This window comes from Actinomycetes bacterium (assembly GCA_036510875.1).
Taxonomy (GTDB): domain Bacteria; phylum Actinomycetota; class Actinomycetes; order Prado026; family Prado026; genus DATCDE01.
In genome coordinates this window covers 1-23,105 of the sequence record DATCDE010000351.1, presented here as the reverse complement: position 1 = coordinate 23,105, position 23,105 = coordinate 1, and the positions used below count along the sequence as shown (strand labels likewise).

Below are 23,105 nucleotides of genomic sequence, written 5' to 3'. Positions count from 1 at the left end.
GATGTGGATCACCCGGCGGTCGTTCCCGCAGACCTCGGGGACGATCACCGCGCCGGGGCTGAGTCACAGCGTCGAGGTCATCCGCGACTCATACGGGGTGCCACAGGTCAGCGCGGACACCTCCGCCGACCTGTTCTACGCGCAGGGCTACGTCCAGGCGCAGGACCGGTTCTGGGAGATGGACTTCCGCCGGCACATCACCGCCGGACGGCTGGCCGAGCTGTTCGGCAAGGACCAGGTCGAGACCGACACGTTCGTCCGCACCCTCGGCTGGCGGCGGGTCGCCGAGCAGCAGCTGCCGTTGCTCGACCCGCGCACCCGGGCTGCGCTGGACGCCTACACCAAGGGCGTCAACGCCTACCTGTCCACGCACTCCAAGAGCGAGATCAGCCTGGAGTACGTCGTCCTGGGCTGCAGAACAGCGGCTACACGATCGAGCCGTGGACGCCGGTGGACTCCATCGCCTGGCTCAAGGCGATGGCCTGGGACCTGCGTGGCAACATGGAGGACGAGATCGCGCGGTCGATCACCGCGGCCCGGGTCGGCGTCACCCGCACCGAGCAGCTGTACCCAGGCTACCCGTTCGACCGGCACCAGCCGATCGTCATCCAGGGCGCCGTGGTCAACGGAGTCTTCGAGCAGAACGCGGCGGTGACCGAGCCGGTGCCGGCGGCAGCCCGCCCGGCGTTCACCGCGGCGCTGGAGCGGGTCCAGGCGTCGGTCAGCTCGCTGCCGACCCTGCTCGGCACCGGCGGTGGCATCGGCTCGAACTCGTGGGTCGTGTCCGGCAGCCGGACGACGACCGGCAAGCCGATCCTGGCCAACGACCCGCACCTGGCACCGATGATGCCGTCGCTGTGGTACCAGATGGGGCTGCACTGCCGGGTGCTGTCGTCGTCCTGTCCGTTCAACGTCGCCGGCTACACGTTCTCCGGCGTGCCCGGGGTGATCATCGGACACAACAACCGGATCGCCTGGGGGTTCACCAACCTCGGCCCGGACGTCAGTGACCTCTACCTCGAGCAGCTCCAGGGCAACCAGTACCTCGTAGACGGCACGCCGCGCCCCCTCATCGTGCGCACCGAGCAGGTCAAGGTGGCCGGCAGCTCCCCGGTGACCATCACCATCCGCTCCACCAACAACGGTCCGCTGATCTCCGACGCCAGCACCGACATCAAGGACGCCGGCACGGCCGCCCCGGAGGCCAGGGGGCACAGCGACGTCGGGGTGGCGCTGCGCTGGACGGCGCTGGACCCGGGCCGTACCGCTGACGCGCTGCTGGCCCTAGACGGCGCGCAGAGCTGGACCGACTTCCGGGCGGCAGCCCAGCTGTTCGCGGTGCCGGCGCAGAACCTGGTCTACGCCGACGTCGACGGCAACATCGGCTACCAGTCACCCGGCAAGATCCCGGTCCGCGGCGCTGGTGACGGGCGGTGGCCGGCGCCCGGCTGGGACAGCCGCTACGACTGGACCGGGTACATCCCGTTCGCCGCGCTGCCCAGCGTGGAGAACCCGCCGGACGGCTACATCGTGACCGCCAACAACGCAGTGGTCGACACCCGCACCTACCCCTACCTGCTCACCGACGACTGGTCCTACGGCGCCCGCAGCCAGCGCATCGTCGACCCGCTCAAGGGCGCGACCCGGCCGCTGGACGTCGCCTCGATGGGTCGCATCCAGATGGACAACCGCAGCGAGATGGCCGCGTTCCTGACCCCGAAGCTGCTGCAGGTGACCGGGCTGTCCGACCTCGCGGCCAAAGCGCAGGCCGGACTGCGGGGCTGGGACTACACCTCGCCCGAGTCGTCGACCGCTGCCGGCTACTACAAGCGGTCTGGAAGCAGCTGCTGGACCGGATGTTCAACGACGAGGTGCCGGCCAACGCCCGCGCCGACGGCGAGGACCGCTGGTTCGAGGTGGTCCGCACCCTGTGGTACAGCCCGAACGACCCATGGTGGGACGACGTCCGCACCCCGCAGCGGGAGACCCGCGACGACGCCGTCCGCGCCGCCATGGATGCCGCGGCCGCCGATCTGGGAGCGCGGCTGGGCAGCGATCCCTCGCGCTGGCAGTGGGGCACCCGGCACACGCTCGAGCTGACCAACCAGTCGTTCGGGACCTCCGGCATCGGACCGGTCGAGTGGCTGTTCAACCGAGGTCCGCTCAAGGTGGGCGGCGGCTCCTCGATCGTGGACGCCACCGGCTGGACGCCGTACGAGGGCTACCAGGTCGACTGGGTGCCCTCGATGCGGATGGTCGTCGACCTGGCCGACCTGGACCGCTCCCGCTGGGTCAACCTGACGGGTGCGTCCGGGCACGCGTTCAACCCGCACTACTGGGACCAGGCCGAGCTGTGGCGCACAGGTCAGCAACGCGGCGCCTCCGGCGCACCGTGGTGCGCGAAGATTCACGGCGCTCGCCGTGTTTCTTATGCAATTTGTACAGCGCACCGCGAATCTTCGCGTCAGAGCACGCCGTTCCCGTTCAGCCGGACGGCGGTGGAAGTGGCGAAGAAGGACACGCTGGTGCTGCAGCCGTCGTCCTGACGGGCTCCATCGCGCTACAGGGCGATGTGCCACCGCAGGGCGTGCATCACCCCGGTGATGGCGGCGACCGTGAGCAGCAGCATCAGCGAGAAGCCGAGCAGCTGGGTGTCCCCCTCGAACGGCGCGCGGGCCAGCAGCCAGTCCTGCAGCGTGCCGTTGCCGACCGGGGTGTCCCTCGCGACCGTGAGCAGGATGTGCTCGCTGAAGTAGACGACCAGGGCGTTGCGGCCCAGCGCCACGAACGGCCAGCTGAGCACCGCCCGGACCCGGTCGAGGGCCACCCGCTCCGGCCGGCCGCCGAGGTCGAGCAACGCGACGGCCAGCGCCAGCCCGGTCAGCGCCGTACCGGCCGCGATGAGCGAGAACGACGGCGTGTGCAGCCGCTTGTTGTACGCCCAGACGTCGTCGGCGAGCAGGCTGGCCGCCGCCAGCACCCCGCCGGCCAGGGCGAGGAGGGCGACCGTGCTGACCGCCGGCGGCCGGCGCAGCCGAAGCGCCCGACCGGCGAGGTAGCCGACCAGCACCAGCCCGGTGGCCGCCCCGAGCACGGCCAGTCCCTCGGGGTCGTAGTTGAGCCGGCCGGCGCCGTACACATGACTGATGCCGAGCAGGTTCACGTCCCACGAGTGGTACGAGCTGCACTGGTCCACGCCGAGGCAGACGTCGGCACGTCGCAGCAGCCCGACGCCGTACGCGGCCACCGCGGCTAGGGCGATCAGTGCGATGACCACCGGCCGGTCGTCGTCCGACCCGATCCGGCTGAGCAGTACGACGAGTGCCGCGAGCGCGCCGGTCAGCCCGATCAGCTGCAGCACGCCCGTCAGCCGCAGCTGGGACAGGTCGGCCCACGAGGCACCGATCGCGTTGTAGACAGCACCAAGCACGAGCAAGGCGAGCAGCCGCCGGACCAGCCGCAGCCGCACCGCCGCGGTGGTCGGCGGGCGCAGCATCAGGGCCAGGCTGGCCCCGCTGGTGACCAGGAAGGTGGGCAGGATCAGGTCGGAGAAGGTCAGCCCGTCCCAGGTCGCGTGCCGCATCAACGGGTAGGTGGTGGCGTCACCGATCGGCGGGGTGAACAGCATGAACGCCAGCACCGCGCCCCGGAAGGCGTCCACACCGCGCAGCCGCCGGTGGCGCAGCACGTCCTGCTTCTCGCCGGACATGCCGCGCCTACCCCAGGCCGAGGCGGACGGTGCGGGTCGGGGTCACCGCCGCGTCGACCGGGTGGTCGTGCGGCTCCATCGGGACGTCGTCCACCAGCTCGTGGTCGAAGACCAGGGCGACCACGGGTGTCCTGGGGCGCAGCAGCACCAGCGCCCGGTCGTAGTAGCCGGCCCCCTTGCCCAGCCGCTGCCCGGCCGGTCCGATCGCCAGCGCCGGGGCGAGCACCAGGTCGGCCGAGCCGATCGCGTCGAACCCGAGCCGGTCGCCGTCCGGCTCCCGCAGCCCCATGGCGGCCGGCACCAGGTCGGCGTCGCCGGTGTCTGTCGACCAGTCCAGCCGGCGCTCCTCGGCGACCACCGGCAGCAGCACCCGCACGCCGCGGGAGCGCAGCCGGCGCCGGATCTCCTGCGTCGGCGGCTCGCTACCCACCGAGGCGTACAGGGTGACCGTGGTGGCGGCCGCCAGCTCGGGCAGCGCGTCGACCTGGTCGGCCAGCCCGAGAGCCGCCGCGGCCAGCTCGTCCGCGCCTAGCGAGCGGCGCCGGGCGGTCAGCCCGGCCCGCAGCGCCGCCTTCTGCTCCGACCTCGTCGCCATCCGGCCATCATGCCGCGGACCAGCGTCTAGGGTTCACCCCATGCGCGTGACCAAGGCGGTGATCCCCGCCGCTGGCCTCGGGACCAGGTTCCTGCCAGCCACCAAGGCGACCCCCAAGGAGATGCTCCCGGTCGTCGACAAGCCCGCGATCCAGTATGTCGTCGAGGAGGCCGCTGCGGCCGGTCTCACCGACGTGCTCATGGTGACCGGCCGCAACAAGCGGGCCCTGGAGGACCACTTCGACCGGGCCGTGGAGCTGGAGCGGACCCTCGAGGCCAAGGGCGACACCGAACGGCTGGACCTCGTGCGGCACGCCAGCGGGCTGGCGCGCATGCACTACGTCCGGCAGGGGGACCCGCTCGGGCTGGGGCACGCCGTGCTGTGCGCCGAGCAGCACGTCGCCGACCAGCCGTTCGCCGTCCTGCTCGGCGACGACCTGATCGACCCGCGCGACCCGCTGCTCACCCGGATGGCCGCGGTGCGCGAGGCCTCGGGCGGCTCGGTGGTGGCGCTCATGGAGGTGCCCCGCGATCAGATCCACCTGTACGGCTGCGCCGCGGTTAAGCCCACCGACCAGCCGGATGTCGTCGAGATCACCGACCTGGTCGAGAAGCCGGCCGCCGACGAGGCGCCGTCCAGCTACGCGGTGATCGGCCGGTACGTGCTCGACCCGGCCGTCTTCGGCGCGATCCGGTCGATCGGCCCGGGCCGCGGCGGCGAGATCCAGCTCACCGACGCGCTGCGGCAGCTGACCGCCACCGACCCGGACCTCGGGGGCGGGGTTCGAGGGGTGGTGTTCAGCGGCCGCCGGTACGACACGGGCGACCGGCTGGACTACCTCAAGGCGGTGATCCGGCTGGCCTGCGAGCGACCCGACCTCGGGCCGGAGCTGACCGCCTGGCTGGCCGACTTCGTGGCCGGGCAGGAGCGCTCGTGAAGAGCGTCGACCAGCACCAGGCCGACTGCCTGGACGTCGTCCGCCCGCTGGGCTCGCTGGACCTGCAGCTGCTGGACGCGCACGGCTGCATCCTGGCCGAGGACGTCGTCGCCCCCTGGGACCTGCCGCCGTTCGACAACTCCTCGATGGACGGCTACGCGGTGCTGGCCGCGGACGTCGCCGGTGCCAGCGGCGAGGCGCCGCTGAGCATCCCGGTGCTGGGGGACATCCCGGCCGGGCACGCGGCCGCCATGGCGCTGCGCCCCGGCACCGCCATGCGGATCATGACTGGGGCCCCGATGCCCCCGGGTGCGGACGCCGTCGTCCCGGTGGAGTGGACCGACGGCGGGGTCGCCCAGGTGTCGATCACCCAGCCGGCCGCCGTCGGCGAGTACGTGCGCCCTGCCGGTGGCGACGTGCGAGCCGGGGAGATGGTGCTCGCGTCGGGAACCCGGCTGGGGCCCGCGCAGCTCGGCCTGCTGGCCGCCGTCGGGCGGGACCGCGTGGTGTGCCGGCCCAAGCCGCGGGTCGTGGTCCTGTCGACCGGGTCCGAGCTGGTCGACCCTGGCCAGCTGCTGCAGCCGGGCCAGATCAGCGAGTCGAACAGCTTCATGCTGGCGACCGCCGCCAAGGAGTCCGGCGCGGTGGCCTACCGGGTGGGGACGGTGCGGGACGACCCGCGCGGGCTGCTCGACGCGATCGAGGACCAGCTGATCCGCGCCGACCTGGTGATCACCACGGGCGGGGTCAGCGCCGGTGCCTACGACGTCGTCAAGCAGGTGCTGCAGCGGCTGGGCACGGTCACCTTCGACAAGGTGGCCATGCAGCCGGGCATGCCCCAGGGGTTCGGGACCGTCGGCCCGGACTCCACCCCGATCTTCACCCTGCCCGGCAACCCGGTGAGCGCCTACGTCTCGTTCGAGGTGTTCGTGCGCCCGGTGCTGCGCAAGATGCTCGGCGTGGAGCCGCTGCACCGGCCCACGGTGCGGGCGGTCTGCGCCACGGCGATGCAGTCCCCGGCGGGCAAGCGGCAGTTCGCCCGCGCGCAGCTGTCGGTGGAGGACGGCCGCTACGTGGTGCGGCCGATGTCCGCGCAGGGGTCGCACCTGATCAACGACCTGGCGCACGCCAACTGCCTGGTCATCGTCCCCGAGGACGTCACCGAGGTGCCGGCCGGCGGCGCCGTGACTGTCATGGTCCTGGAGCGGCGGCTGTCATGACCGGCGGCTTCACCCACCTCGACGAGTCCGGCGCGGCCCGCATGGTCGACGTGTCCGGCAAGGACGTCACGGCGCGGACTGCGACGGCCACCGGCGCGGTCCTGGTGTCCGCGGAGGTGGTGCGGCTGCTGCGCGAAGGCGGCCTGCCCAAGGGGGACGCGCTCGCGGTGGCCCGCATCGCCGGCATCCAGGCGGCCAAGCGGACGCCGGACCTGGTGCCGCTGTGCCACCCGATCGCGATCCACGGGGTGGCCGTCGACCTCAAGGTGCGCGACGACCGGGTCGAGGTGTCCGCGACGGTGCGCACCGCCGACCGGACCGGGGTCGAGATGGAGGCGCTCACCTGCGTGGCGGTCGCGGGCCTGGCGCTCATCGACATGGTCAAGGCCGTCGACCCGGCCGCGGTGATCACCGACGTGCGGGTGGAGGAGAAGACCGGGGGCAAGACGGGGCGCTGGGTCCGTGGCGAGAGCGGTCCGGAGTGAGAGCGCTCGTGGTCACCTGCTCGAACCGGGCGGCGGCCGGCGTCTACCCGGACCGCAGCGGACCGGTCGCGGTGGAGCGGCTGGCCGCGCTCGGCTTCGAGGTGGACGGCCCGCAGGTCGTGCCCGACGGGCCGCCGGTCGAGGCCGCGCTGGTGGCCGCCGTGGCGGCTGGCTACGACGTCGTTCTGACCACCGGCGGGACCGGGCTGTCCCCGACCGACCGGACACCCGAGCACACCCGACACGTGATCGAGCGGGAGGTGCCGGGGCTGGCCGAGGCGATCCGGGCCCGTGGCGTCGCCGCAGGGGTGCCGACCGCGGCGCTGTCCCGGGGGATCGCCGGGCTGGCCGGCCGCACGCTGGTGGTCAACCTGCCCGGATCGAGTGGGGGCGTCCGCGACTCGATGGCCGTGCTCGAGCCGGTGCTCGTGCACGCCGTCCAGCAGGTCGCCGGGGGTGACCACTGACCCGGGGCTGGCCGGTCGAGCTGGCCGACCCCCCGGTGGGGCTGCGCCCGATCCGGATGCTCGACCGGCGCGTGTGGCGGGACACCCGGGCCCGGAACGCGGCCTGGCTGCGGCCGTGGGACGCGACCTCCCCCGAGCCGGCGTCGGACACCCCGCCGACCTACGGGGCAATGGTCCGCGCCATGCACGCCGAGGCCAAGGCCGGGCACATGCTGCCGTTCGTCGTGACCTACCACGACCGGTTGGTGGGGCAGGTGACCGTCGGCGGCGTCACCTGGGGCTCGCTGCGCGGCGCGCACCTCGGCTACTGGGTCGACCGGGACGTCGCCGGCCGGGGGATCATCCCGACCGCCGTCGCGCTGGCCACCGACCACTGCTTCGCGATCGGCCTGCACCGGATCGAGATCAACATCCGGCCGGAGAACGCGGCGTCGCTTCGGGTGGTGGAGAAGCTGGGCTTTCGCGAGGAGGGGCTGCGGCCGAGGTACCTGCACATCGACGGGTCCTGGCGGGACCACCTGTCCTTCGCCCTGACCGCCGAGGAAGTGGGCGACGGGCTGCTGGCCCGATGGCACCGATCGCGTGACCAGGCACGCTGACAGGGTGGAATGACTGTGAATCGCGCGACACACCGGCCACGGTGCGTGAGCAATGACGTTTCTCCGCTTAACGTTCCCAGGCGTGAGCAGCGGCTTGATCTACGCGGTGATCGTCGGGCTGTGGGCGGTTGTCCTGGTCCCGATGTGGCTGCGCCGGCACGACGAGGCCAGCGAGTCCCGCTCCGTGGACCGGTTCGAGGGCGCCATGCGCACGCTGTCTAGGCGCTCCGGCTCGGCCGACCGGCGCGAGGTGCTGGTTCCCCGTCGGGCCAGCGTCGCGCTGCGACCGGACGGCGTCCCCGCGCAGGACGCGCGGGCCCGTGCGGCGGCCCGGCGCCGCCGGACCAGCCTGACGCTGCTCGGCCTGCTGCTGGTGACGGCGGGGCTGGGTTTCCTCGGGGTGCTGCCGATCTGGCTGGTCGTCGTCCCGCTGCTGCTGGCCGTCGGGTTCGGCTGGCAGTCCCACGTGGCGACCCAGCGGGCGGCCGCGCAGGCGACCGCCGCCCGGCGGGCCCGTGCGGCCCAGTCCCGGCGGCTGCGCGAGGAGTCGGTCGAGGCCCGGCTGGCCGGTCGGCCGGCTCGCCGCCCCGCGACGGCCCCGGTGGTCGAGCCCGTGGTGGCCGTGGTCGAGCCCGCCGTCGCGGACGAGGCGCTGTACGACGCCGTCGCCGAGCACGTGTGGGACCCGGTCCCGGTCCCGCTGCCGACCTACGTGACCGCGCCCAAGGCCCCGCGCTCGGTGCGCGTCATAGACCTCACCAAGCCCGGGGCGTGGACGTCGGGTCACCTGGAGGTCCAGGACCCGGCCGCTGCCGCGCTCGACGCCGCGGAGGGGCACGCGGTGGCCGAGGGCGCGGCCCCGGGCGACCCGAACGGGATCGTGGTCGGCGAGGTGCTGGTCGAGCGCCTGCGCGCCGTCAACGAGTAGCGCTGGGGCCGGGGCCGGCGCCGATTCGGGCGCGAGGCCCTCTTGTTGGTATTCTCGGCACCCGTCTGGGGCTGTAGCGCAGCTGGTAGCGCACCTCGTTCGCATCGAGGGGGTCAGGGGTTCGAGTCCCCTCAGCTCCACCCAGCACACACGCCATCGGCGCACCGGGTGGGTGTGTCAACCGCCTCGTGCGGTGGGCCGATCCCCAACCGGGTGCGCCGACTCGAGCTCGACGAAACAGGCCCGGGTCCGCGCACCTCGCTCGGCGCACGGACCCGGGCCCTTGAACAGCCTCCCCGGGGCTGTCACTGCCTGATGAACGCTGGCACGATGTCGCCCGTGCGGTCGGGCAGCGGAGCCGCCTGAATTGGCGCGAAGCCCTCGGTGATCGACCGGACGCACAGTCCGCTGGGCAGCAGGTCGGTGCCGTCGAAGGCGGCCACCGGGTAGTAGACCGCTGCGTGCTGCTTCGCCAGCGCGATCTGCTCAGCCTCGGTCAGGGCGGTTGTCGACCCGCCCCGGAAGAACAGCGCCCAGGCTCCGACAGCCAGGGCGGCAATGACGATGATCAGGCCGATCACCAGGGCCACGATGCGCCCGGCCCGGCGCTGACGAACAGGCGTCGGGGTGACGACGGGCGTCGGGGTGACCGTGGTCGTCGGGCCATGCAGAACGGTGCTCATGATTCCCTCCTCCACGGGTCTTTCCTCATCCGCTGACACCTTCAGGGTGCGCTGACGGTGGGGTCGGCCGCTTCCGGGAAACCACTAGGGTTCCCGGCCGGAGGACCGGGGGGTCCGGTCAGATCCAGCCGCGGAACCACAGCCGCCGCAGCCACTGGGCGTACGGCAGCTGGTCGCCGACGAGCAGCGGCCAGATCCAGGCGGTGTTCGCGAGCACCAGCAGCAGGTACGCCCCCACCGCCGCGGCTCCCCAGGTGCGCCGCGGCGAGCTGCGGGCCGGTCCGAGGATCGCGCCGAGCGCCAGCATGAGGGCGAGGGCCAGGAACGGCGCGAACACCACCGAGTAGGACGTGAACACCGTGCGGTTGCTGTAGAGGATCACCCAGGGCAGCCAGCCGGCGGCCACGCCCATGAGCACGGCGCCGGCCCGCCAGTCCCGCGCGGCGGCCCAGCGCCACAGCGTCCAGACCAGGGCCAGGGTGGCCCCCCACCACAGCAGCGGCGTGCCGAGGGCGATCACCTCGCTGACGCAGGACGTGGACGTGCACCCGTGCTGGCCCTGCTGCACGTTGTCGGTCCAAAAGGCGGTCGGGCGGATCATCAGCAGCCAGCCGATGGGCTTGGCCGCGTAGTTGTGCGGCGTGGTCAGGCCGGTGTTGAAGTGCAGCATCTCCGCGTGGTAGTGCCACCAGCTGCGCAGCGCGGCCGGGATGAACGGGAACGACGTCGTCCGGCCGACGGCCCAGGTGCGGTCCCATCCGCCCGACGTGGCGAACCAGCCGGTCCAGCTGACGACGTACACGGCGACGGTCACCGGCACCGTGGACACGAACGCCGGGACGGCATCGCGACGCAGCATGGCCAGCAGCGGACGCCGGATGCCCACGGCCCGCCGGGCGCCGGCGTCCCACAGCACGGTGAGGATCCCAAAGCCGGCCAGGTAGAACACGCCGTTCCACTTGGTGGCACAGGCCAGGCCGAGCAGCACGCCCATGGCTAGCCGCCACGGGCGCAGCCCCATCCGGGGGCCGCGGTCACCGTCGGGCAGCGGCTCGTCCGGGCGGGCCTCGGCCCAGGTGGCGAGCCGCGAGCGCATCCAGTCGCGGTCCACGAGCAGCGCGCCGAACGACGCGAGTACGAAGAAGGCGACGATGCCGTCCAGGATCGCGGTCCGGCTGAGCACGATCGACAGGCCGTCCAGGGCCAGCAGCAAGCCGGCGATGGTCCCCAGCAGGGTCGAGCGGGTGAGCCGGCGCCCGATCCGGGCCACCATGAGCACGACCAGGGTGCCGAGCGCGGCCGTCATGAACCGCCAGCCGAACGGCGTGACGCCGAAAACCCACTCGCTGAACCCGATCAGCCACTTGCCGATGGGCGGGTGCACGATGAACGACCCCTGGCCGGTGAACACGTTCGTGTCGCCCTTGAGGATCAGGTCGTTGGCGTTGGAGATGGTCTGCTGCTCGAACCCGAACCGCCACAGCGCGAGGCCGTCCTTGGCGTAGTACGTCTCGTCGAACGAGAACGCGTGCGGGTGCCCGAGGTTGACGAAGCGCAGGATGCCGCCGACCAGGGTGACCGCCAGTGGCCCGAGCCAGCCCCACCAGCCGTCGTCCGGCATGGGGGCGGCGAGGCGGCGCCGCACCGACGACGCGTCCGGCCCGGCTGGCAGGCGGCGGGCGTGCCGCGGGCCGGCTTGTTCCTGCGGCTCCTCGGCCACCGTCGTCGTCACCGGGACATCGTATGGAGCAGGCGGCCCTCGGCCGCGGACCGACCGGCTGACGGGGCCCTGACAGGATGAGCGGGTGAGCGGGCTGCTGGTGCTGGCCGGGACGCCGATCGGCGACCCCGGCGACGCGACCCCACGGCTGGCCGAGGAGCTCGCCACCGCCGACGTGGTGGCCGCCGAGGACACCCGGCGGCTGCGCCGGCTCACCGCCGCGCTGGGCGTCGTCCCGGCCGGGCGGGTCGTCTCCTACCACGAGCACAACGAGGCCAGCCGGACCCCCGAGCTGGTGCAGGAGCTGCTCGCGGGGCAGCGGGTGCTGCTGGTGACCGACGCCGGGATGCCGTCGGTGTCCGACCCCGGGTACCGGCTGGTGCGCGCCGCCGTGGACGCCGGCGTCCGAGTCAGCGCCGTGCCCGGCCCCAGCGCGGTGCTCACCGCGCTGGGGGTCTCCGGGCTGCCGGTGGACCGGTTCTGCTTCGAGGGCTTCCTGCCGCGTAAGCCGGGGGAGCGGGCGGCGCGGCTGCGCGCGCTGCTCGACGAGCCGCGGACGATGGTGTTCTTCGAAGCGCCGCACCGGCTGGGCAAGACCCTGGCCGCGATGGCCGAGGCGTTCGGGCCGGAGCGGCCCGGCGTGGTCTGCCGCGAGCTAACCAAGACCTACGAGGAGGTCCGCCGGGGCGGCCTGGCCGAGCTGGCCGAGTGGTCCGTGGACGGCGTCCGCGGCGAGGTCACCGTGGTGGTTGGCGGCGCACCGGCCGGCTCCGAGGCGACGACCGACCCGGCCGAGCTGGCCGCGCGGGTGGCCCGGCTGGAGACCGAGGGGCAGCCGCGCAAGGCGGCCATGGCCGCGGTGGCCGCGCAGGCCGGTGTTCCCAAGCGGGTGGTCTACGACGCCGTGCTCGCCGCCCGCGGCTGAGCTGCGGGACCAATGACCGTTGGCGCGGTCGTGATTCGCGTCACACGATGGGAACCGACCCAGGTTGGGAGGTGACCGGTGATGCGAGACCTCCAGCGCAGCTATGAGGCGTTCCAGTTCGCCTGTCCGGCCTGCGACACCCGATGGTGCCGCGTCTACGAGGTCACCACCCACGCCAACCCCGACGGCCTGGCGTCCAAGGACTACCGGCGTGCGGACCTGCTCGTCTCGGCGCCGCTGGACGACCGGGACTGCCCCTCCTGCGGGACGGCAGCCACGGTGGTGGGCCCGACCCTCGCGGCGCTCGGCCGGCCCCGGGGATAACTGGGTCCGGCTCGGCGGCCGCTCGCAGTTACCCTGACCTGCATGGGTCAGGGGCCGACCGGAGCGACGTTCTTCGCCACCACACCGATCTACTACGTCAACGACGCCCCGCACATCGGCCACGCCTACACGACCGTCGCCGCCGACGTGCTCACCCGCTGGCACCGCCAGCGCGGCGACGACGTCTTCTTCCTCACCGGCACCGACGAGCACGGCCAGAAGGTGCTGCGAACCGCGGAGGCCAACGGGGTCGCCCCGCGGGTGTGGTGCGACCGGCTGGTCCAGACCGCGTGGAAGCCGGTGCTGGCGACCATCGACGCCGCCAACGACGACTTCATCCGGACGACGGAGGAGCGGCACACCCGCGGCGTCCAGGAGCTGTGGCAGCGGATCCGGGACAACGGGGACGTCTACCCGTCGACCTACGAGGGCCCGTACTGCGTGGGCTGCGAGGAGTTCAAGCTGCCCGGCGACCTGATCGAGGTCGACGGCGTCCAGGTCTGCCCGATCCACAGCCGGCCGGTCGAGCAGCTGTCCGAGCAGAACTACTTCTTCCGCCTGTCGGCGTACGCCGACCGGCTGCTCGCGCACTACGAGGAGCACCCGGACGCCGTCCAGCCGGCCAGCGCCCGCAACGAGGTGATCTCGTTCATCAAGCAGGGGCTGGTCGACATCTCGATGTCGCGGTCGTCGTTCGACTGGGGCATCCCGGTGCCGTGGGACGACGGTCACGTCGTCTACGTGTGGTTCGACGCGCTGGTGAACTACGCCAGCGCGGTCGGGCTGGGCACCGACCCGGAGCGGTTCGCGCAGCGCTGGCCGGCCGACGTGCACCTGGTGGGCAAGGACATCCTGCGCTTCCACGCCGTCTACTGGCCGGCCATGCTCATGGCCGCCGGGCTCGAGCCGCCCCGCCGGGTGTTCGCGCACGGTTGGCTGCTCGTGGGCGGCGAGAAGATGAGCAAGTCCAAGCTCACCGGCATCGCGCCGTCGCAGATCATCGACCACTTCGGCTCGGACGCATTCCGCTGGTACTTCCTGCGGGCCATCCAGTTCGGCCAGGACGGCTCGTTCTCCTGGGAGGACATGACCGCGCGGTACACCTCCGAGCTGGCCAACGGGCTGGGCAACCTGGCCTCCCGGGTGGCCGCGATGGTCGGGCGGTACTGCGACGGCGTGCTGCCGTCGGCGTCCGACGTGGGCCGAGCCGAGGAGGACGTCGCCGCGGCGCTGATCGACACGGTCGCGACGGCGGACGAGGCGATGGGCGAGCTGCGGTTCCACGACGGGCTGGCCGCGATCTACGAGTTCGTCACCGTGGTCAACGGCTACCTGACGGTGCAGGAGCCGTGGCAGGTGGCCAAGCGGTTCGACACGGACCCGTCGGCGCGGGCACGGGTGGACACCACGCTGTACACCGCGGCCGAGGGGCTGCGTGCGCTGGCGGTCCTTCTCGCGCCGGTGCTGCCGAAGGCGGCCGCGGAGCTGTGGGCGTCGCTGGGCGCGTCGGCGGCGCTGGGTGGACTGGCCGGACAGCGGGTGCAGGACGCCGGCCGCTGGGGCCAGCTGTCGCCTGGGGCCACCGTCACCAAGGGTGCCGCGCTGTTCCCCCGCCTCGAAGACCCCCCCGCCCCCTCCGCCTGACCCTTCCCGCATGAAGGTGCCAGAAGCTGCCCTTCATGCGGATAGCCTGCGGCGCATGGGGTTTCGGACGATCATCGAGCCGTTTCGCATCCACTCGGTCGAGCCGCTGCGGCTGACCACCGAGGCTGAACGCCGCGCCGCGCTGCGCGAGGCCGGCTACAACGTGTTCAACCTGCGGGCCACCGACGTGCTCATCGACCTGCTCACCGACTCGGGCACCGGGGCGATGAGCCGCGACCAGTGGGCCGGCATCCAGCGCGGCGACGAGAGCTACGCGGGGTCGCCGTCCTGGTTCCGGTTCAAGGACGCCGTCCAGGACCTGTTCCCGTTCGAGCACGTGATCCCGACCCACCAGGGCCGGGCCGCCGAGAAGATCCTGTTCACCGCCGTCGGCGGGCCGGGCAAGGTGGTGCCGAACAACACCCACTTCGACACCACCCGCGCCAACGTCGAGTACACCGGCGCCGAGGCTGTCGACCTGGTGATCGCGCAGGGCCGTGACCCGCAGTCCGACCACCCGTTCAAGGGCAACATGGACCTCGCGGCACTGGACGCCCTGCTGGCGCAGCGGGCGGACGACGTCCCGTTGGTCATGGTGACCATCACGAACAACAGCGGCGGCGGTCAGCCGGTGTCGCTGGCCAACCTGCGCGGCGTCCGCGAGGTGTGCGACCGCTACGGTAAGCCGCTGTTTCTCGACGCCTGCCGGTTCGCCGAGAACGCCTGGTTCATCCACGAGCGCGAGGAGGGCCAGGGCGACCGCGCGGTGCGCGACATCGTGCGGGAGATGGCCTCCCTCGCCGACGGCATGACGATGAGCGCCAAGAAGGACCCGCTCGGCAACATCGGCGGCTGGCTGGCCGTCAACGACGACCGTCTGGCCGAGCAGTGCCGGGCGCTGCTCATCCTCACCGAGGGCTTCCCGACCTACGGCGGACTGGCCGGCCGCGACCTCGAGGCGCTGGCCCAGGGCCTCACCGAGGCCGTCGACCACGACTACCTGCGGTACCGGATCCGCTCGACGGCGTACCTGGGCGAGGCGTTGATGACGTCCGGAATCCCTTGCGTGCGCCCGATCGGCGGGCACGCCGTATACATCGACGCGCGCGCGCTGCTGCCGCACCTGGACCCTCTCGAGTACCCCGGTCAGTCGCTCGCCGTGGCGCTGTACGAGGTCGGCGGGGTGCGCGGCTGCGAGATCGGCACGGTCATGTTCGGGCTGCACCCGGACGGCACCGAGCACCCGGCCACGATGGACCTGGTCCGGCTGGCCATCCCGCGGCGCACCTACACACAAAGCCACGTCGACTACGTCATCGAGGTCTGTCAGGCGGTGGCCGCGGACGCCGGGTCGCTGCCCGGGTACCGCATCGTGGAGCAGCCGGCCCAGCTGCGGCACTTCACGGCGCGGTTCGAGCCGCTGCCGTCGTCCTGAATGAAGGGTAGAGATCTGCGGCCACACGCACAGAAGGGCACCTACATGCAGTACCCGGGGGCGCCGGAGCCGCTCGCCGTCGAGGTGTTCGACAGCCACTGCCACCTCGACATCGGCCTGGACGACGACCAGCCGATGACCGTCGCCGAGGCCCTCGCGGCGGCCGCCGCCGTCGGAGTCCCGCGGATCGTGCAGATCGGCTGCGACCTGCCCAGCGCGCGCTGGTCGGTCCAGGCCGCACGCGACCACGGCCCCGTGGTGGCCGCGGTGTCGCTGCACCCCAACGAGGCACCGCACATCCACGCCCAACAGGGCCGGGCCGCGCTCGAGGAGGCGTGGGCGGAGATCGACACGCTGGCCGCCGACCCGCGGGTCCGGGCCGTGGGCGAGACCGGGCTGGACTTCTTCCGGACCGGGGAGGGAGTCGGCCGCGACGTGCAGGAGGAGTCGTTCCGCCGACACATCGCGATGGCCAAGCGGCACCGCAAGGCGCTGGTCATCCACGACCGGGACGCCCACGACGACGTCGTCCGGGTGCTGCTCGACGAGGCGGCACCCGAGCAGGTGGTCTTCCACTGCTTCAGCGGCGGCCCCGAGCTGGCCCGCACCTGCGTGGCGCACGGCTGGGTGATGTCCTTCGCGGGAACGGTGACCTTCAACAACGCCGCCGACCTGCGCGCGGCGCTGCGGGTAGCCCCTCCCGAGCTGCTGCTCGTGGAGACCGACGCCCCGTTCCTCACCCCCGTGCCGCACCGTGGCCGGCCCAACGCGAGCTTCCTGGTCCCGCTCACGCTGCGCGCCGTGGCGGCCGAGCTGGGCCTGGACGAGGCGTTCCTGGCGGCGGTGGTCACGGCCACCGGGGAGCGGGTCTTCGGCGCCTGGTAGCGCCGCCGCAAGCCGGACAACCCGCCCGCCGAACACCCAAAGCGACATATGTGGCACGTGCCACACCTGTGCGGATCGGCTTGGCAGCCGTGTCGAACCTCCGTTACGGTCTCGTGACGATGGCCGGAGTCGGGGAAGCTCCGGCGGCAGCACGTTGCGTCACGGTGGTCGGCGCGCGCCCTGGGGCGCGTGGGTGCGATCGGAACGTCGATCGCCGACCGCCTGCGCTGCCGCCCTCCCGTGCCCGGAACCTGCTTCGAGGGATGTCGCGTGACCGTTCGTCGAACGACCCTGGCCGCGCACGGCGTGCTCCTGCTAGGTCTGGTGGCTGGGACGACGGCGTTCATCGCCGCCCAGCACACGGTGACCCTGGACGTCGACGGGTCCAGCCGGACCGTCCGCAGCTATGCGCACACGGTGGCCGATGTGCTCGCCGAGCAGGGGGTCGTCGTCGAGCCGCGCGACCAGCTCACGCCCGGACCGGCCGCGTCGGTCCGGGACGGCCTGGTCGTTACGGTGGTGAACGCTCGTCCGGTGGTGCTGCTCGTCGACGGCCAGCGCCGCGCGCTGTGGACCACGGCACAGACGGTGGCCGAGCTGGCCACCCAGCTCGGTGGCCGCTACACGTCCGCGTTCCTGTCCGCCTCACGCTCCACCCGGCTGCCGCTGTCCGGCACCGCCATCGGGGTGCGGCTGCCGAAGTCGGTGAGCATTACTGAGGACGGGAAGACCACGCAGGTGGTCACCACGGCCGCCACCTGGCAGGACGCCCTGACCACGGCCGACATCGCGCTCGGTCCGTCCGACGTCGTCTCGGTCCCGCTGACCCAGGCCCCGGCCGACGGTGACGCACAGGTCATCACCCGACAGGCCTACCAGGCGCAGGTCAAGCTGGTCGCGGTGCCGTTCACCATGGTCAGGAAGTCCGACGCCACCCGCTACACGGGGACGACGTCGGTCGCCCAGGCCGGCGCCCCAGGCACCAAGCGGCAGACCTGGCGGCTGTACATGAAGGACGGAAAGCTGATCAGCCAGCGGCTGGTGTCCGAGGCGATCGTGACCCAGCCGGTGCAGCAGATCATCATGGTCGGCACCAAGCAGCGCCCGGCCGCTCCCGCCCCGACGTTCACCGCCCGCAAGACCTCCGTGAGCGGCCTCAACTGGTCGGCGCTGGCGCGCTGCGAGTCCGGCGGAAACCCGCGGGCGGTCGCCGGCGGCGGCCGGTACTTAGGGCTGTACCAGTTCACGCTCGGGACCTGGTCCGGTCTCGGTGGCAGCGGCAACCCGATCGACCACCCGGCGTCCGAGCAGACCTACCGGGCCCAGCTGCTGTACCAGCGGTCGGGCAGCTCCCCCTGGCCGACCTGCGGGCGGCTGCTGTACTCCTGACCTCCTCGGGAGGGCCCCGCCATTGGGGACGGAGGCGGAGAGGGTGGGCCCCATTCTCCGGTCGTGGAGGTCCGGTCGCTTCGATCACGCGCACAGAAGGGACCCTTCATGCGGGAGGGGGAGGTCCGGCTGCTGGGGCCGGCCGAGGTGCGCGCCCTCGCCGCCGGGCTGCAGCTGCGGCCCACCAAGCGGCGCGGCCAGAACTTCGTCATCGACCCCAACACGGTGCGCCGGATCGTCCGGGTCGCCGGGGTGGGCCCGGACGACGTGGTCGTCGAGGTCGGGCCCGGTCTCGGGTCGCTGACCCTCGGCCTGCTCGCGGTCGTGGCCCGGGTGGTGGCCATCGAGATCGACCCGCTGCTGGCCCAGGCGCTGCCGCACACCGTGGCCGACCGTGCCCCCGGGTGCGCCGACCGGCTCACCGTGGTCGAGGCGGACGCGCTGACCGCGACCGCGGCCGACCTGCCGGGGCCGGCCCCCACGGCGCTGGTGGCCAACCTGCCGTACAACGTCGCCGTCCCGGTGCTGCTGCACCTGCTCGAGGTGCTGCCCTCGCTGGCCACCGCGTTGGTCATGGTGCAGGCCGAGGTGGCCGACCGGCTGGCCGCCGACCCGGGGTCGCGCACCTACGGCGTCCCGTCGGTCAAGGCGCGCTGGTACGCCGACGTCCGCCGGGCCGGACCGGTGGGCCGCTCGGTCTTCTGGCCGGCCCCCAACGTCGACTCCGGACTCGTGGCGCTGCGCCGCCGCGAGCCCCCGTCGACCAGCGCGAGCCGCCCGGAGGTCTTCGCCGTGGTGGATGCCGCCTTCAGCCAGCGGCGCAAGACCCTGCGGGCCGCGCTGGCCGGCTGGGCCGGGTCGCCGGCTGCGGCCGAGGCGGCGCTGCGCCGCGCAGGGGTGGACCCCTCGGCCCGTGGCGAGCAGCTCACCGTGGTGGACTTCGCCCGGATCGCCGAGGCGCGGCCAGAGCCGCTCGCCCCATAGCATCCAGGGATGACCCCGGACGCGCGCGTGACCGTTCGCGTCCCGGCCAAGATCAACCTCCAGCTGTCGGTGGGGCTGGTCCGCCCGGACGGCTACCACGACCTGATCAGCGTGTTCCAGGCGGTCGGGCTGTTCGACGACGTCGTCGCGACGGCTGCGGACGGAGACCAGCCGGTGGTCACCGTCGAGGGCGAGGGCGTCGACGACGTGCCGACCGACGGCAGCAACCTCGCGGTCCGGGCAGCGCTGGCGCTGGCCGAGCGGACCGGAGTCCGCCCCGCCGTGCGGCTGCACCTGCGCAAGGGGATCCCGGTGGCCGGCGGCATGGCCGGGGGCAGCGCGGACGCGGCCGGGGCGCTCGTCGCCTGCGACGCGCTGTGGGGCACCGGGCTGTCCCGGGACGAGCTGGGCGAGCTGGCCGCCGGTCTCGGCGCCGACGTCCCGTTCGCGCTCATGGGCGGGACGGCGGTCGGCGCGGGCACCGGCACCCGGCTGACCGCGGCACTGGCCCGAGGGCGCTACCACTGGGTCTTCGCCCTGGCCGAGGAGGGACTCTCGACGCCCAGCGTCTATGCCGAGTTCGATCGGCTCGAGGTGGGCTCGATCCGCCCGGAGCCCCGGGTGTCGGACCAGCTGATGGAGGCGCTACGGGCCGGCGAGCCGGTCCGGCTGGGCCGTGCCCTGTCCAACGACCTGCAGCTGGCCGCGCTGTCGCTGCGACCGCGGCTGCAGCTGACGCTGGACGTCGGCGAGGAGTACGGCGCCCTGGGGGCGCTCGTCTCCGGCTCGGGGCCGACCTGCGCCTTCCTGGCCACGGACGAGGAGCACGCGCTCGACCTGGCCGTCGCGCTGTCGTCGTCCGGGGTGTGCCGCACCGTGCGCCGCGCCGACGGCCCGGTGTCCGGCGCCCGGGTCCTGGCGGACGACCCGACGTGAGCCAGCCGGTCAACCTGGTCAATCTCGAGGGCGCCCACCTCGCGTACGGCACCAGGACGTTGCTGGACGGGGTGTCCCTCGGCGTCGCCGTCGGCGAGCGGATCGGGGTGGTGGGCCGCAACGGGGCCGGCAAGTCGACGCTGCTGGAGGTGCTCGCCCTCAGGCGCCGGCCGGACGGCGGCCGGGTCACGCACGCCGGGGGGCTCACCGTCGGCATGCTCGCCCAGACCGACACCCTCGACCCGCACGGGACCGTCCGGCACGCCGTCGTCGGGGACCGGGCCGACCACGTCTGGCGCTCCGACCCGCGGGCCCGCGCCGTGGTCGACCACCTGCTCGCCGGGATCGACCTGGACGCCGTCGTGGGGCCACTGTCCGGAGGCGAGCGGCGCCGCGTCGCGCTGGCCCACCTGCTCGTGGCCGACCCTGTCCTGCTGCTGCTCGACGAGCCGACCAACCACCTCGACGTCGAGGGGGTCGACTGGCTGGCCCGCCACCTGGCCGGGCGGCGCGGCGGCCTGGTCGCCGTCACCCACGACCGCTGGTTCCTGGACGCCGTCTGCGAGCGCACGTGGGAGGTCGTGGACGGCCAGGTCGACTCCTACGACGGCGGGTACGCGGCGTACGTGCTGGCCAAGGCCGAGCGGGCCCGGCAGGCCGTGGCGTCGGAGGACCGGCGGCAGAACCTGCTGCGCAAGGAGCTGGCCTGGCTGCGCCGCGGCCCGCCGGCCCGGACCTCCAAGCCGCGGTTCCGGGTCGAGGCGGCCAACGAGCTGATCGCGAACGAGCCGCCGCCGCGGGACAGCGTCGAGCTGGTCAGGTTCGCGGGAGCCCGGCTGGGCCGCAGCGTGTACGACGCCGAGGACGTCGACCTGACGCTAGGCGGCCGGCGGCTGCTCGCCTCGATGACCTGGCGGCTCGGTCCCGGTGACCGGGTCGGCGTGGTCGGGGTCAACGGGGCCGGCAAGTCGAGCCTGCTGCGGCTGCTGGTCGGTGCGGTGACCCCCGACTCGGGCGCCATCAAGGTCGGGCAGACGGTGCAGGCCGGCTACCTGTCCCAGGAGGTCGGCGAGCTGCCGGCGGACCGGCGGGCGCTCGAGGCGGTCGAGGACGTGCGCGCGGTCGTCGACCTAGGCAAGGGCCGTGAGATCACCGCTCTGCAGCTGGCCGAGCGGTTCGGGTTCACCGGCGAGCGGCTGTGGACCCGGGTGCGGGAGCTGTCCGGCGGCGAGCGCCGGCGGCTGCAGCTGCTGCGGCTGCTCATGGCCGGCCCCAACGTGCTGCTGCTCGACGAGCCGACGAACGACCTGGACGTCGAGACGCTGGGTGCCCTGGAGGACCTGCTGGACGGGTTCGCCGGCACCCTGGTCGTGGTCTCGCACGACCGGTACTTCCTGGAGCGGGTCTGCGACCGCGTGGTCGGGCTGCTCGGCGACGGCCGGCTGCTCGACCTGCCCGGCGGGGTGGACGAGTACCTGCGGCTGCGGGCGGCCGCGCTGGCTGCGGGCGGTCCGGCCGCGGACGCCGGGGTGCCGTCGTCCGGTGCCTCGTCGTCCGCCGAGGCGCGAGCGGCACGCAAGGAGCTGACCCGGATCGAGCGGCAGCTGCAGAAGCTGGCGACCCGCGCGGAGCAGCTGCACGCCGAGCTGGCGGCCCGGGCCACCGACCATGAGGCGGTGCAGCGGCTGGACGCCCAGCTGCGCGCGGTGGACGCCGAGACGGCCGCGCTCGAGGACGAGTGGCTCCGCGCCGCCGACCTGTCAGGGTGACGACGGGCCATACGTCGTCCTCACCCTGACAGGTCTAGGGTCGGGTGCATGGTGAACTCGGTCGACGTGGTCTGGGGCTTGTCCGGGGCGCGGTCCCTGGCCGAGACCTGCGACGTGCTGGCCCTCGTCGACGTGCTGTCGTTCTCGACGTCGCTGACCATCGCGGTGGCCCGGGGGGCCGAGGTGTGGCCGGCCGCCTGGGGCACCGACGGCGCCGAGCACCTGGCCCGCGAGATCGGCGCGACGCTGGCCCGCGGCCGGTCCACCCGGCAGGGCGCCACGCTCTCGCCGGCCAGCCTGGTGGCCTTCGGGTTCGAGCCGGGCAGCCGGCTGGTGCTGCCCTCACCCAACGGCTCGGGGATCGCGCACGCGGCGGTGGGCAGTGACCAGCCGGTGCTGGGCGCGTGCCTGCGCAACTGCTCGTCGGTGGCCGCGGCGCTGCGCTCCTACGAGCGGGTGGGGATCGTGGCCGCCGGCGAAAGGTGGCCGGACGGGTCGCTGCGCCCGGCGTACGAGGACTGGCTGGGCGCCGGGCTGCTGGTGGCCGCGCTGTCCGGCCCCGGGATCACCCTCACCCCGGACGCCGAGGCGGCCGCCGCCGCGAGCCGGGTGCGGCGCCCGCTGGCGCAGTGCCCGTCGGGCGCCGAGCTGATCGGTCGGGACTTCGCCGAGGACGTCGTGCTGGCCGACGAGCTGGACGTCGAGACCGTCGTCCCGGTGCTGAGCTCCGGACGGTTCGTCGCGCTGGCCTGAGCTGATCTTCAGCCGGCCGCTTCGGACTCGGCGTCGAACGGCGCTACCACGGTCCGCAGCAGGCCGGCCAGCCGCTGCTGGTCGGCGGCGGACAGCTGCGCGAGGATGGCCCGCTCGTGCTCGAGCAGGTCGGTGAGAGCGGCGTCCACCAGCGAGCGGCCGTCATCGGTCAGCGTCGCCAGCACGCCCCGCCGGTCGTCCGGGTCCGGCCGGCGGCGGACCAGCCCGCGCTGGGTCAGCCGGTCGATCCGGTTGGTCATCGTGCCGCTCGTGACCAGGGTGCGGGTGAGCAGCTGCCCCGGCGACAGCTCGTAGGGGTCGCCGGCCCGGCGCAGCGCGGAGAGCACGTCGAACTCCCAGGTCTCCAGCTGGTGCTCGGCGAAGGCGGTTCGCCGGGCCCGGTCCAGGTGCCGGGCCAGCCGGTTCACCCGGGAGAGGACCTCGAGCGGGGAGACGTCCAGGTCCGGGCGCTCGCGCCGCCAGGCCGCGACCAGCCGGTCCACCTCGTCGCGGCGGTCCGCCGGTTCGGGCCGCTCCCGCTGCGCCATAGCTCCGAGCATAGCGCGGTATCTCTTGACATCAAGAGATACCGCCGGGCACAGTGAAGTATCTCGACGTCAAGAGGAATGAGGTAGCTGGATGCGCTGGGACCCCGAGGTCTACGGGCGGTGGGCGAACGAGCGGGCCCGCCCGTTCACGGACCTGCTGGGCCGGGTCG

At 73.2% G+C, this 23,105-nt stretch carries 22 protein-coding genes, 1 tRNA gene and 2 pseudogenes; 20 read left to right on the top strand and 5 right to left on the bottom strand.

The features are described from left to right. Position 1 precedes the first annotated feature (1 nt). The 3 genes and pseudogenes from VIM19_20120 (at position 2) to VIM19_20110 (ending at position 2,546) form a co-directional block, all read left to right on the top strand. A pseudogene (locus VIM19_20120) lies at positions 2–400 on the top strand (penicillin acylase family protein). Between the two features lie 50 nt (positions 401–450). Then, a pseudogene (locus VIM19_20115) lies at positions 451–1,773 on the top strand (penicillin acylase family protein). 83 nt (positions 1,774–1,856) lie between these two features. Further along, positions 1,857–2,546: a penicillin acylase family protein gene (locus VIM19_20110; protein ID HEY5187144.1), complete on the top strand. Its 690-nt coding sequence runs from the start codon at positions 1,857–1,859 to the stop codon at positions 2,544–2,546. Positions 2,547–2,560: 14 nt separating this feature from the next. Here VIM19_20110 and VIM19_20105 read toward each other — a convergent pair whose 3' ends face one another. Both VIM19_20105 and VIM19_20100 read right to left on the bottom strand, forming a co-directional pair. Next, a complete protein-coding gene (locus VIM19_20105; GenBank protein HEY5187143.1) occupies positions 2,561–3,709 on the bottom strand; it encodes a hypothetical protein in 1,149 nt (382 codons plus the stop codon). 7 nt (positions 3,710–3,716) lie between these two features. Next, the gene (locus VIM19_20100; protein ID HEY5187142.1) at positions 3,717–4,304 is read right to left on the bottom strand and encodes a 5-formyltetrahydrofolate cyclo-ligase; all 588 of its coding nucleotides are present in this window, start codon (positions 4,302–4,304) and stop codon (positions 3,717–3,719) included. 40 nt (positions 4,305–4,344) lie between these two features. Between VIM19_20100 and VIM19_20095 the strand changes: the two genes are divergently transcribed. The 7 genes from VIM19_20095 (at position 4,345) to VIM19_20065 (ending at position 9,080) form a co-directional block, all read left to right on the top strand. After that, the gene (locus VIM19_20095; protein HEY5187141.1) at positions 4,345–5,241 is read left to right on the top strand and encodes a UTP--glucose-1-phosphate uridylyltransferase; all 897 of its coding nucleotides are present in this window, start codon (positions 4,345–4,347) and stop codon (positions 5,239–5,241) included. After that, the gene (gene glp, locus VIM19_20090; protein HEY5187140.1) at positions 5,238–6,461 is read left to right on the top strand and encodes a gephyrin-like molybdotransferase Glp; all 1,224 of its coding nucleotides are present in this window, start codon (positions 5,238–5,240) and stop codon (positions 6,459–6,461) included. The genes VIM19_20095 and glp overlap by 4 nt, the downstream gene beginning before the upstream one ends. Then, positions 6,458–6,946, top strand: coding sequence for a cyclic pyranopterin monophosphate synthase MoaC (gene moaC, locus VIM19_20085; GenBank protein HEY5187139.1), 489 nt, complete (start codon positions 6,458–6,460; stop codon positions 6,944–6,946). The genes glp and moaC overlap by 4 nt, the downstream gene beginning before the upstream one ends. Further along, entirely contained in the window at positions 6,943–7,413 is a 471-nt protein-coding gene (locus tag VIM19_20080; protein ID HEY5187138.1) for a MogA/MoaB family molybdenum cofactor biosynthesis protein, read from the top strand. Before moaC ends, VIM19_20080 begins: the two co-directional genes overlap by 4 nt. Positions 7,414–7,469: 56 nt before the next feature. Further along, positions 7,470–8,012 carry a GNAT family protein gene (locus VIM19_20075; protein HEY5187137.1) on the top strand — a complete coding sequence of 181 codons (543 nt, stop codon included), beginning with the start codon at positions 7,470–7,472 and terminating at the stop codon, positions 8,010–8,012. Positions 8,013–8,094: 82 nt separating this feature from the next. After that, positions 8,095–8,940: a hypothetical protein gene (locus VIM19_20070; GenBank protein ID HEY5187136.1), complete on the top strand. Its 846-nt coding sequence runs from the start codon at positions 8,095–8,097 to the stop codon at positions 8,938–8,940. A gap of 67 nt (positions 8,941–9,007) precedes the next feature. Further along, positions 9,008–9,080, top strand: a tRNA-Ala gene (locus VIM19_20065). 165 nt (positions 9,081–9,245) lie between these two features. On the opposite strand, the gene VIM19_20060 is transcribed toward VIM19_20065, so the two are convergent. After that, positions 9,246–9,623 (bottom strand): hypothetical protein, encoded by a 378-nt coding sequence (locus VIM19_20060; protein HEY5187135.1) that lies wholly within the window; start codon positions 9,621–9,623, stop codon positions 9,246–9,248. Positions 9,624–9,741: 118 nt separating this feature from the next. Next, entirely contained in the window at positions 9,742–11,355 is a 1,614-nt protein-coding gene (locus VIM19_20055; protein ID HEY5187134.1) for a phospholipid carrier-dependent glycosyltransferase, read from the bottom strand. A gap of 73 nt (positions 11,356–11,428) precedes the next feature. On the opposite strand from VIM19_20055, the gene rsmI reads away from it, so the two are divergent. From rsmI to VIM19_20005, 10 genes are all read left to right on the top strand, one after another. Further along, positions 11,429–12,268, top strand: a complete 840-nt coding sequence (gene rsmI / locus VIM19_20050) for a 16S rRNA (cytidine(1402)-2'-O)-methyltransferase (GenBank protein HEY5187133.1) — start codon at positions 11,429–11,431, stop codon at positions 12,266–12,268. 81 nt (positions 12,269–12,349) lie between these two features. After that, positions 12,350–12,592, top strand: coding sequence for a hypothetical protein (locus VIM19_20045; protein HEY5187132.1), 243 nt, complete (start codon positions 12,350–12,352; stop codon positions 12,590–12,592). A gap of 42 nt (positions 12,593–12,634) precedes the next feature. Then, positions 12,635–14,236 carry a methionine--tRNA ligase gene (gene metG, locus VIM19_20040; GenBank protein HEY5187131.1) on the top strand — a complete coding sequence of 534 codons (1,602 nt, stop codon included), beginning with the start codon at positions 12,635–12,637 and terminating at the stop codon, positions 14,234–14,236. Between the two features lie 55 nt (positions 14,237–14,291). Further along, positions 14,292–15,671, top strand: coding sequence for a tryptophanase (locus VIM19_20035; GenBank protein ID HEY5187130.1), 1,380 nt, complete (start codon positions 14,292–14,294; stop codon positions 15,669–15,671). 45 nt (positions 15,672–15,716) lie between these two features. After that, positions 15,717–16,556 carry a TatD family hydrolase gene (locus VIM19_20030; protein ID HEY5187129.1) on the top strand — a complete coding sequence of 280 codons (840 nt, stop codon included), beginning with the start codon at positions 15,717–15,719 and terminating at the stop codon, positions 16,554–16,556. Positions 16,557–16,826: 270 nt separating this feature from the next. Next, positions 16,827–17,945 carry a ubiquitin-like domain-containing protein gene (locus tag VIM19_20025; protein HEY5187128.1) on the top strand — a complete coding sequence of 373 codons (1,119 nt, stop codon included), beginning with the start codon at positions 16,827–16,829 and terminating at the stop codon, positions 17,943–17,945. A gap of 108 nt (positions 17,946–18,053) precedes the next feature. Further along, positions 18,054–18,929 carry a 16S rRNA (adenine(1518)-N(6)/adenine(1519)-N(6))-dimethyltransferase RsmA gene (rsmA, locus tag VIM19_20020; protein ID HEY5187127.1) on the top strand — a complete coding sequence of 292 codons (876 nt, stop codon included), beginning with the start codon at positions 18,054–18,056 and terminating at the stop codon, positions 18,927–18,929. A gap of 9 nt (positions 18,930–18,938) precedes the next feature. Next, the gene (locus VIM19_20015) at positions 18,939–19,865 is read left to right on the top strand and encodes a 4-(cytidine 5'-diphospho)-2-C-methyl-D-erythritol kinase (protein ID HEY5187126.1); all 927 of its coding nucleotides are present in this window, start codon (positions 18,939–18,941) and stop codon (positions 19,863–19,865) included. Next, complete coding sequence (locus tag VIM19_20010) at positions 19,862–21,634, top strand: ABC-F family ATP-binding cassette domain-containing protein (GenBank protein ID HEY5187125.1); 1,773 nt, start codon at positions 19,862–19,864, stop codon at positions 21,632–21,634. The genes VIM19_20015 and VIM19_20010 overlap by 4 nt, the downstream gene beginning before the upstream one ends. Before the next feature lie 48 nt (positions 21,635–21,682). Continuing rightward, positions 21,683–22,387 carry a 2-phosphosulfolactate phosphatase gene (locus tag VIM19_20005; protein HEY5187124.1) on the top strand — a complete coding sequence of 235 codons (705 nt, stop codon included), beginning with the start codon at positions 21,683–21,685 and terminating at the stop codon, positions 22,385–22,387. 8 nt (positions 22,388–22,395) lie between these two features. On the opposite strand, the gene VIM19_20000 is transcribed toward VIM19_20005, so the two are convergent. Next, positions 22,396–22,935 (bottom strand): MarR family transcriptional regulator, encoded by a 540-nt coding sequence (locus VIM19_20000; GenBank protein ID HEY5187123.1) that lies wholly within the window; start codon positions 22,933–22,935, stop codon positions 22,396–22,398. Positions 22,936–23,105: the final 170 nt, after the last annotated feature.

Coding starts and splice junctions, on each gene's coding strand:
- VIM19_20110 (HEY5187144.1), top strand. CDS start 1,857: ATGTTCAACGACGAGGTGCCGGCCAACGCCCGCGCCGACGGCGAGGAC.
- VIM19_20105 (HEY5187143.1), bottom strand. CDS start 3,709: ATGTCCGGCGAGAAGCAGGACGTGCTGCGCCACCGGCGGCTGCGCGGT.
- VIM19_20100 (HEY5187142.1), bottom strand. CDS start 4,304: ATGGCGACGAGGTCGGAGCAGAAGGCGGCGCTGCGGGCCGGGCTGACC.
- VIM19_20095 (HEY5187141.1), top strand. CDS start 4,345: ATGCGCGTGACCAAGGCGGTGATCCCCGCCGCTGGCCTCGGGACCAGG.
- moaC (HEY5187139.1), top strand. CDS start 6,458: ATGACCGGCGGCTTCACCCACCTCGACGAGTCCGGCGCGGCCCGCATG.
- VIM19_20075 (HEY5187137.1), top strand. CDS start 7,470: ATGCTCGACCGGCGCGTGTGGCGGGACACCCGGGCCCGGAACGCGGCC.
- VIM19_20060 (HEY5187135.1), bottom strand. CDS start 9,623: ATGAGCACCGTTCTGCATGGCCCGACGACCACGGTCACCCCGACGCCC.
- VIM19_20045 (HEY5187132.1), top strand. CDS start 12,350: ATGCGAGACCTCCAGCGCAGCTATGAGGCGTTCCAGTTCGCCTGTCCG.
- metG (HEY5187131.1), top strand. CDS start 12,635: ATGGGTCAGGGGCCGACCGGAGCGACGTTCTTCGCCACCACACCGATC.
- VIM19_20035 (HEY5187130.1), top strand. CDS start 14,292: ATGGGGTTTCGGACGATCATCGAGCCGTTTCGCATCCACTCGGTCGAG.
- VIM19_20030 (HEY5187129.1), top strand. CDS start 15,717: ATGCAGTACCCGGGGGCGCCGGAGCCGCTCGCCGTCGAGGTGTTCGAC.
- rsmA (HEY5187127.1), top strand. CDS start 18,054: ATGCGGGAGGGGGAGGTCCGGCTGCTGGGGCCGGCCGAGGTGCGCGCC.
- VIM19_20015 (HEY5187126.1), top strand. CDS start 18,939: ATGACCCCGGACGCGCGCGTGACCGTTCGCGTCCCGGCCAAGATCAAC.
- VIM19_20005 (HEY5187124.1), top strand. CDS start 21,683: ATGGTGAACTCGGTCGACGTGGTCTGGGGCTTGTCCGGGGCGCGGTCC.
- VIM19_20000 (HEY5187123.1), bottom strand. CDS start 22,935: ATGGCGCAGCGGGAGCGGCCCGAACCGGCGGACCGCCGCGACGAGGTG.